This window comes from Salipiger sp., assembly GCF_059781815.1.
Genome location: NZ_JBYNAH010000261.1, coordinates 1 through 6915 on the forward strand (window position 1 = coordinate 1; position 6915 = coordinate 6915).

The window sequence follows — 6915 nt, forward strand, 5'->3', positions numbered from 1 at the left end:
GAGGTATTTTGAAACCAGAGAAGGCAGGGGCGCAGCGCTCCTGTCTTCTCTTCGTCAAAAATACTCCCGCCGGAGGCGTCCGGGGCTGCCACGGGCGATGTGGCCGGGTCAGGGGCGCCAGGCGAGGAAGTTGGCGATCATCCGCAGGCCGGTGGCGGCGCTTTTTTCCGGGTGGAACTGCAGACCGATCACGGTCTCATGCGCGACGATGGCGGTGACGTCGCCGCCGTAGTCCACGTGAGCCACGCGCTGCGCGGCATCGGCCATGCGCATCTGGTAGGAATGCACGAAATAGGCGTGGTCGCCGGTGGAGATGCCATCGAGCACCGGGTGCGCGTGGTCGATCACCAGGTCGTTCCAGCCCATATGCGGCACCTTGAGCGACGCATCGGAGGGCGTGATGCGCGCGACCTCGCCGTCGATCCAGCCGAGCCCGTCGGTCTCCTCGTATTCGTGCCCCTTGCGGGCCAGCAGCTGCATGCCGACGCAGATGCCGAGAAACGGCACGCCGCGGGTTTCGACCGCCTCGACCATGGCCTGGAAGCAGCCCGAGCGGCGCAGCGCCGCGGCGCAGGCCGGGAAGGCGCCGTCGCCGGGCAGCACGATGCGGTCGGCATTGGCCACAGTCTCGGGATCGGTGGTCACCACCACCTCGCCGGCGCCGGTCTCGGCGGCCATGCGCTGGAACGCCTTCTCGGCCGAGTGCAGGTTGCCGCTTTCATAGTCGATGATTGCCGTCAGCATCTCGTGCGGTCCTTTCCGGTCAGAGGGGCGGGGAGGGCGGGCGCCGGTGCGCCCGGCCGGCTCAGAGGTTGTCGTATTGCGGCATGCCCAGAACGTGGTAGCCGCCATCGACGCGAATGATCTCGCCGGTGGTGCACGCACCGGCATCCGACACCAGGTAGACCGCCGTGCCGCCCACCGCCTCGAGCGTGGCGTTGGAGCGCAGCGGCGTGTTCTGCTCGGTGAACTTGTAGGTCTTGCGCGCGCCGCCGATGGCCGCGCCGGCGAGGGTCTTCATCGGGCCGGGCGAGATCGCGTTCACGCGGATGCCCTCGGGGCCGAGATCGTTGGCGAGGTAGCGGGTCGCCGATTCGAGCGCTGCCTTGGCCACGCCCATGACGTTGTAGTTGGGGAACACCCGCTGGCTGCCGTCATAGGTCAGCGTGAGCAGCGTGCCGCCGTTCTCGACCATCAGCGGGTGGGCGCGGCGCGCCACCTCGATGAAGCTGTAGCAGGAGATATCCAGCGAGTTGCGGAAGTTGCTGCGCGAGGTGTTGAGGATGCGGCCCGTCAGCTCGGACTTGTCCGAAAACGCGATGGCATGGACCACGAAATCGATGGTCGGCCAGCGCGCGGCCAGCGCTTCGAAGCCCGCGTCGAGCGAGGCATCGTCGGTGACGTCGACATCGACCATCAGGTCGCTGCCGACGCTCTCTGCCAGCGGCTGCAGGCGCTTGCCGAAGGCGTCGCCCTGGTAGGTGAAGGCCAGCTCCGCCCCCGCCTCGTGCAGGGCGCGCGCGATGCCCCATGCGATGGAGCGGTCATTCGCCACTCCCATGACCAGCCCGCGCTTGCCCTTCAGAAGCTCCGACATTTTCCGTAATCCGCTGTTATTTCTGAAAAATCAGTCCCGGTAGCGGCTCAGAAGCATCGAGCCGTTGGTGCCGCCGAAGCCGAAGGAATTGGTCATCACCGTATCGAGCCCGGCATTCTCGACCAGCGAGGTTGCGATCTCTGCCGGCGCCAGCGCCGGGTCGAGGGTCTCGACGTTGATCGAGGGGATGATGAAGTCGTGCTCGAGCGCCAGCAGGCAGTAGATCGCCTCCTGCGCGCCGGTGGCGCCCTGGCTGTGACCGGTCATCGACTTGGTCGAGGAGACCGGCGGGGTCTGGCCCTCGCCGAAGACCCGGCGCACCGCCTCGATCTCGCCGACATCGCCGACCGGGGTCGAGGTGCCGTGGGCGTTGATGTAGCCGACCTTGCGGTCCTCGGGCAGGGTCGAGAGCGCGACGCGCATGGCGCGCTCGCCGCCCTCGCCGGAGGGGGCGACCATGTCATGGCCGTCGGAGGTCGCGGCGAAGCCGGTGACCTCGGCATAGATCTTGGCGCCGCGGGCCTTGGCGTGCTCGAGCTCCTCGAGCACGAGGATGCCGCCGCCGCCGGAGATCACGAAGCCGTCGCGGCCTGCGTCAAAGGCGCGCGAGGCCTTCTCGGGGGTGTCGTTGTACTTGGACGACATCGCGCCCATGGCGTCGAACAGGCAGGACAGCGTCCAGTCGAGCTCCTCGCCGCCGCCGGCGAACATCACGTCCTGCTTGCCCATCATGATCTGCTCGGCGGCACTGCCGATGCAGTGCAGCGAGGTCGAGCAGGCCGAGGTGATCGAGTAGTTGATGCCCTTGATCTTGAACGCGGTCGACAGGTTCGCGCTCACCGTCGAGCACATCGCCTTGGGCACCGCGAAGGGGCCCACGCGCTTGGTGCCGCCGGTCTTCAGCACGGTCTGGTGCGCGGTCAGCAGCGCCGAGGTCGACGGCCCGCCGGAGCCGGCGATCAGGCCGGTGCGCGGGTTGACCACGTCGGACTCTTCAAGCCCGGCATCGGCGATGGCCTGGGTCATGGCGATATGGGCATAGGCCGCGCCCGGGCCCATGAAGCGCAGTGTGCGCTTGTCCACGTGCTCGGACACGTCGAGATCGACGGCCCCGGCCACCTGGCTGCGGAACCCGTGTTCCTTCATCTGCTCGTTGGCGGTGATGCCCGAGCGGCCCGCCTTGAGCGAGGCGAGCACTTCTTCGGCATTGGTGCCGATGGACGATACGATGCCCAGTCCGGTGACGACGACGCGGCGCATGGGAAACCTCCCTTATGTCAGCTCTCGGAGAGCGCGACCTTCATGTCCTTGACCTGGTAGATGACTTCGCCATCGGCTTCCACGATCCCGTCCGCGACACCCATGGTGAGGCGGCGAGTCTGGATCGCCTTGGTGAAATCGATCTTGTAGGTCAGCATCTTGCGATCCGGCCGCACCATTCCGGTGAGTTTCACTTCGCCCACGCCCAGAGCATAGCCCCGGCCCTGCCATCCGCGCCAGCCCAGATTGAAGCCGGTCAGCTGCCACAGGCCGTCGAGGCCGAGGCAGCCCGGCATGATCGGGTTGCCGGGGAAGTGGCAGTCGAAGAACCACAGGTCGGGGGTGATGTCGAACTCTGCCAGCACGTGGCCCTTGCCATGCGCGCCGCCATCGGCCGAAATATCGGTGATGCGGTCCATCATGAGCATGGGCGGGGCAGGGAGCTGCGCATTGCCCTCGCCGAACAGCTCGCCGCGGGAACATTTCAGCAGGTCTTCCTTGCCAAAGCTGGTAGGATAGTCGGCCATCGGTGACTGACCCTTCATGTCGTGGGTTTCAGGTTGGGCACCCTCTATCACCGTGAAAGCGCAGCATGCAAGCCTGCGCTCGGGGCTGGCCTGTCATGCGGCGCAGAGATTTTCGTTTGAATTTCCACCTGCGGACTCCTTATATATGTCAGGCAGATGAACGTATCGGATAGGGCAATGACAGCAGAGGCCGTTCAGAGAAGCACCGATTGGCTGGCGCAGGCAGACCTGCGCCCGACCCGGCAGCGCCTGGCGCTGGCGGCGCTTCTGGTGGGTGACGGCAAGAACCGTCACGTCACCGCCGAGAGCCTTTTCGCCGCGGTGAAAGAGCAGGGCGAGAGCGTGTCGTTGGCGACGGTCTACAACACCCTGCGCGCGTTCTGCGATGCCGGCTTGATGCAGGAAGTCACCGTCGACGGCACCCGCAGCTACTTCGATACCAACACCCACGATCACCCGCATTTCTACTGGGAAGACGACGGTCACCTGACCGACGCGCCCGCCGAGGACATGGTGATCGCCCGTCTGCCCGATGCGCCCGATGGCGCCGAGATCGCCTCGGTCGATGTGGTGATCCGCCTGCGCAAGCGCGGCTGAGCGCCCGCGCTTTCTGCGGTATTGTGCGTCTTCTCTGAGAGATACGGCCCGACAGTTTCGTGATCGGAACCCGGGTTCGGGCGACGTCGTTGATCCTGCAAAAGGAGACGACACATGACCCGCACACTCACGCTTCGCAGCATCACCCCGGTCACCCACGACACCTACCAGCTCGATTTCGACCGCCCCGAGGGGTTCGACTACGCCCCCGGGCAGGCGGTCGACATGGCGCTCGACAAGGACGGCTGGCGCGACAGCGCACACCCGTTCACCATGACCTCGCTGCCGGGCGACGAGACTCTGCAATTTGTCATCAAATCCTACCCGGAGGAGGCCGAAGGCCACGAAGGCATGACCGCGCGCGTTGCCAAGCTGCAACCCGGCGACACGGTGTTGGTCGAGGATCCGTGGGGAGCGATTCATGACGAGGGCGACGGCGTCTTCATCGCCGGAGGCGCCGGCGTGACCCCGTTCATCGCCATCCTGCGCGAGAAGCTTGCCAGCAAGGGCACGCTCGAGGGCAACACGCTGGTGTTCTCGAATAAGGCGGAACGCGACATCATCCTGCGCGACGCCTTCGACAAGATGCCCGGACTGAAGACCTGCTTCATCGTCACCGACGAAGAGGACAGCCCGCTGCACCGCGGCCAGATCGACGCCGCGCTGCTGAAAGAGCACGTCAGAGCGGGCAAGGACAAATGCTATATCTGCGGCCCCGACGCGATGCTCGACGATATCGCCGAGGCGCTGAAATCCATCGACGTGCCTGAGGGCGACATCGTCATGGAAGAGTTCGACTGAGGCTCAGGGCCTCAGATCGCGCGTGTAAAAGAGATCGGTCTCGGGTCCCTCGGGGCCGATCACCGTGTTGGGCATCCGCCCGTGCCTGACGAAGCCGTGGCGCTCGTAGAACCGGATGGCGCGGGCGTTGCGCTCGGCCACGCAAAGCTCGAGCTGCCAGACCCCGAGCGGGCGCACATGATCGACGATCGCGCCGAGCAACTGTTCCGCGGCGCCGGACCCGTGCAGCGCCGTGCGGATGTAGAAGGCCCCGATCTCCACCCGGTGCGCGGCACGCGCGAAGGGCAGGCGGCGCAGCCCCACCATCCCGCAGAGCGTGTCGTCGTCGAGAAGGCCGAGCGTCATGCCCTCGGACAGGGTCTTCGCCACCGTCTCTTGCGTCAGCGCCTGCACTTCCTCTGGCGTGCTGCAGAAGGCGGCTGGATAGCTCTCGACCGCCTCGAGGCAGAGCGCCGTCCAGGCGGCCGCATCCTCGGGCCCGAGCGCCCGGGTGCTCAGAACCACTGGCCCGGCTCCATCAGCCCGAGATCGAGCAACTGGCGCGAGTGCCATTCGAACTCGGTCGAGTTGTGCCAGCGGAAATCGCGGATGTCGAAGGTGCTGCCCGGGTTGCGCTTCAGCGCCTTGGCGGTGCGGAACGAGACCAGCGACGCGGTCAGGTTGTTGTGCCACGGGCAGGCATAGGTGTTGTACTCCTCGTCCGAGAAGGTGTGGTCGTCGCGCAGTTTCAACCCCGGCTTGGCCCGGAACAGGGCGATGCGGTCGATCTTGCGCCGCTCCTCGGGCACGTGCTCCTCGTAGCGCCAGCGCAGCCCGCCGAAGAAATCGAGCTGCCTGTCCTTGGGGTGGTTGTGCCGCGCCGGATCGTTGCGGGCCTGGGCGTAATAGCCCGACCGGTCGAGGAAGGTCTCGTCGAGCGACACGGCGTTCGGGAAGCGCTGCAGATCGCCGGCATAGAGGTCGATGACGTAGGTGAGCATCGCGTCGCGCCGTTCCTCGGCGTGGAAGGCGAGCATCTCGCTTACCGAGCGGGTCTCGCAATAGGGGTAGAACAGGTACTCGGCGTTGTAGCAGTAGAACATCCAGAGCCCCGGCCCGGCGGCGACCACCGCGTCGACCGCTTCGGGCACCGCCCGCTCGGCGGTCAGGTCATAATCGATCCGGTGCACGCGGTCCTGCAAATCCCGTGCCATGTCGAACAGCGGGGACATGAAGGCGATGACGCATTTGAAGCCCGATTGCAGGCAGTGGCGCAACGTGGTGTCGATCTCGACCGCATCCTCGCAGAACACCATCGCCACCGGCCCGGCGCCGAGCGCGGTTTTCGCGCTGCCGATGAACTCTGCCAGGCTGTTGTGATGCATCGTCTGTCTCTTTGCCGGATGTGGTCTCAAGGATTGGTGAATTTGCGGGGCTTTGCAAGCAACCGAACCGTGTCTCCTGCGGCGATGTGGCCCCAGTAGGTATTTGAAAACCAGAGAAGACAGGGGCGCCGAGCCTGACATGGGCCGCTCTCTCGGGCTTCGTCGCGCCATTGTGGGTCCTCAGGCGTCGGCCACGCTCCGGTACCGGACAGGCAAGGGGGACACGCCCCTGTTTCTTCTGGCCAAAAATATCCCCGCCGGAGGCAGGCCGGCGCGCGCGGCCGGGCGCGGCGACCGGGATCCGCGCCGTCGTCCCGGGCCCATGCACGCATGAGGACGCCGACACCCTTTTCACGCAGCCCGTTTTGCGCTATCCGCGCGCCCTTGAACCGCGCGACCGGGAGTCCCTCTCATGACCCAGCCCAAGAAGCTCTTCATCAAGACCTATGGCTGCCAGATGAACGTCTATGACAGCGAGCGCATGGCCGAGGCCATGGGCGGGCAGGGCTATGTCCAGACCGACAGCCCCGACGACGCCGACATGATCCTGCTCAACACCTGCCACATCCGCGAGAAGGCGGCGGAGAAGGTCTATTCCGAACTCGGCCGCTACAAGGGGCTCAAGGCCGAGCGCCCGGATCTCAAGATCGGCGTGGCGGGCTGCGTGGCGCAGGCCGAGGGCGAAGAGATCATGCGCCGCCAGCCGATGGTCGATCTGGTGGTCGGTCCGCAGAGCTATCACCGCCTGCCCGAGCTCGAGGCCAAGGCG

8 protein-coding genes and 1 pseudogene are annotated in these 6915 nt (G+C 66.1%); 3 read left to right on the forward strand and 6 right to left on the reverse strand.

Features of this window, described 5'->3' with window-relative positions:
• Positions 1-108: 108 nt before the first annotated feature.
• The 4 genes from hisH to fabA all read right to left on the reverse strand — a co-directional run bounded on the left by hisH (position 109) and on the right by fabA (position 3384).
• On the reverse strand, positions 109-744 hold the full coding sequence (gene hisH, locus AC6RA4_RS22010; RefSeq protein WP_500163951.1) for an imidazole glycerol phosphate synthase subunit HisH: 636 nt from the start codon (positions 742-744) through the stop codon (positions 109-111).
• 61 nt (positions 745-805) lie between these two features.
• Positions 806-1597 (reverse strand): enoyl-ACP reductase FabI, encoded by a 792-nt coding sequence (locus AC6RA4_RS22015; RefSeq protein WP_500163953.1) that lies wholly within the window; start codon positions 1595-1597, stop codon positions 806-808.
• Positions 1598-1627: 30 nt separating this feature from the next.
• Positions 1628-2857, reverse strand: a complete 1230-nt coding sequence (gene fabB, locus AC6RA4_RS22020; protein ID WP_500163955.1) for a beta-ketoacyl-ACP synthase I — start codon at positions 2855-2857, stop codon at positions 1628-1630.
• 17 nt (positions 2858-2874) lie between these two features.
• Positions 2875-3384, reverse strand: coding sequence for a bifunctional 3-hydroxydecanoyl-ACP dehydratase/trans-2-decenoyl-ACP isomerase (gene fabA, locus AC6RA4_RS22025; protein WP_222603675.1), 510 nt, complete (start codon positions 3382-3384; stop codon positions 2875-2877).
• 177 nt (positions 3385-3561) lie between these two features.
• Between fabA and irrA the strand changes: the two genes are divergently transcribed.
• Together irrA and AC6RA4_RS22035 are read left to right on the forward strand one after the other, a co-directional pair.
• On the forward strand, positions 3562-3981 hold the full coding sequence (gene irrA / locus AC6RA4_RS22030) for an iron response transcriptional regulator IrrA (protein ID WP_500163957.1): 420 nt from the start codon (positions 3562-3564) through the stop codon (positions 3979-3981).
• 114 nt (positions 3982-4095) lie between these two features.
• A complete protein-coding gene (locus AC6RA4_RS22035; protein ID WP_500163959.1) occupies positions 4096-4782 on the forward strand; it encodes an FAD-binding oxidoreductase in 687 nt (228 codons plus the stop codon).
• Between the two features lie 3 nt (positions 4783-4785).
• Here the strand turns inward: AC6RA4_RS22035 and AC6RA4_RS22040 are convergent, their stop codons facing one another.
• Both AC6RA4_RS22040 and AC6RA4_RS22045 read right to left on the reverse strand, forming a co-directional pair.
• Complete coding sequence (locus tag AC6RA4_RS22040) at positions 4786-5286, reverse strand: GNAT family N-acetyltransferase (protein WP_500163961.1); 501 nt, start codon at positions 5284-5286, stop codon at positions 4786-4788.
• Positions 5277-6146 carry a hypothetical protein gene (locus AC6RA4_RS22045; protein ID WP_500163963.1) on the reverse strand — a complete coding sequence of 290 codons (870 nt, stop codon included), beginning with the start codon at positions 6144-6146 and terminating at the stop codon, positions 5277-5279. Before AC6RA4_RS22045 ends, AC6RA4_RS22040 begins: the two co-directional genes overlap by 10 nt.
• Before the next feature lie 412 nt (positions 6147-6558).
• Here AC6RA4_RS22045 and AC6RA4_RS22050 point away from each other — a divergent pair.
• Positions 6559-6915 (forward strand): annotated as a pseudogene (locus AC6RA4_RS22050) (tRNA (N6-isopentenyl adenosine(37)-C2)-methylthiotransferase MiaB); the annotation flags it as partial.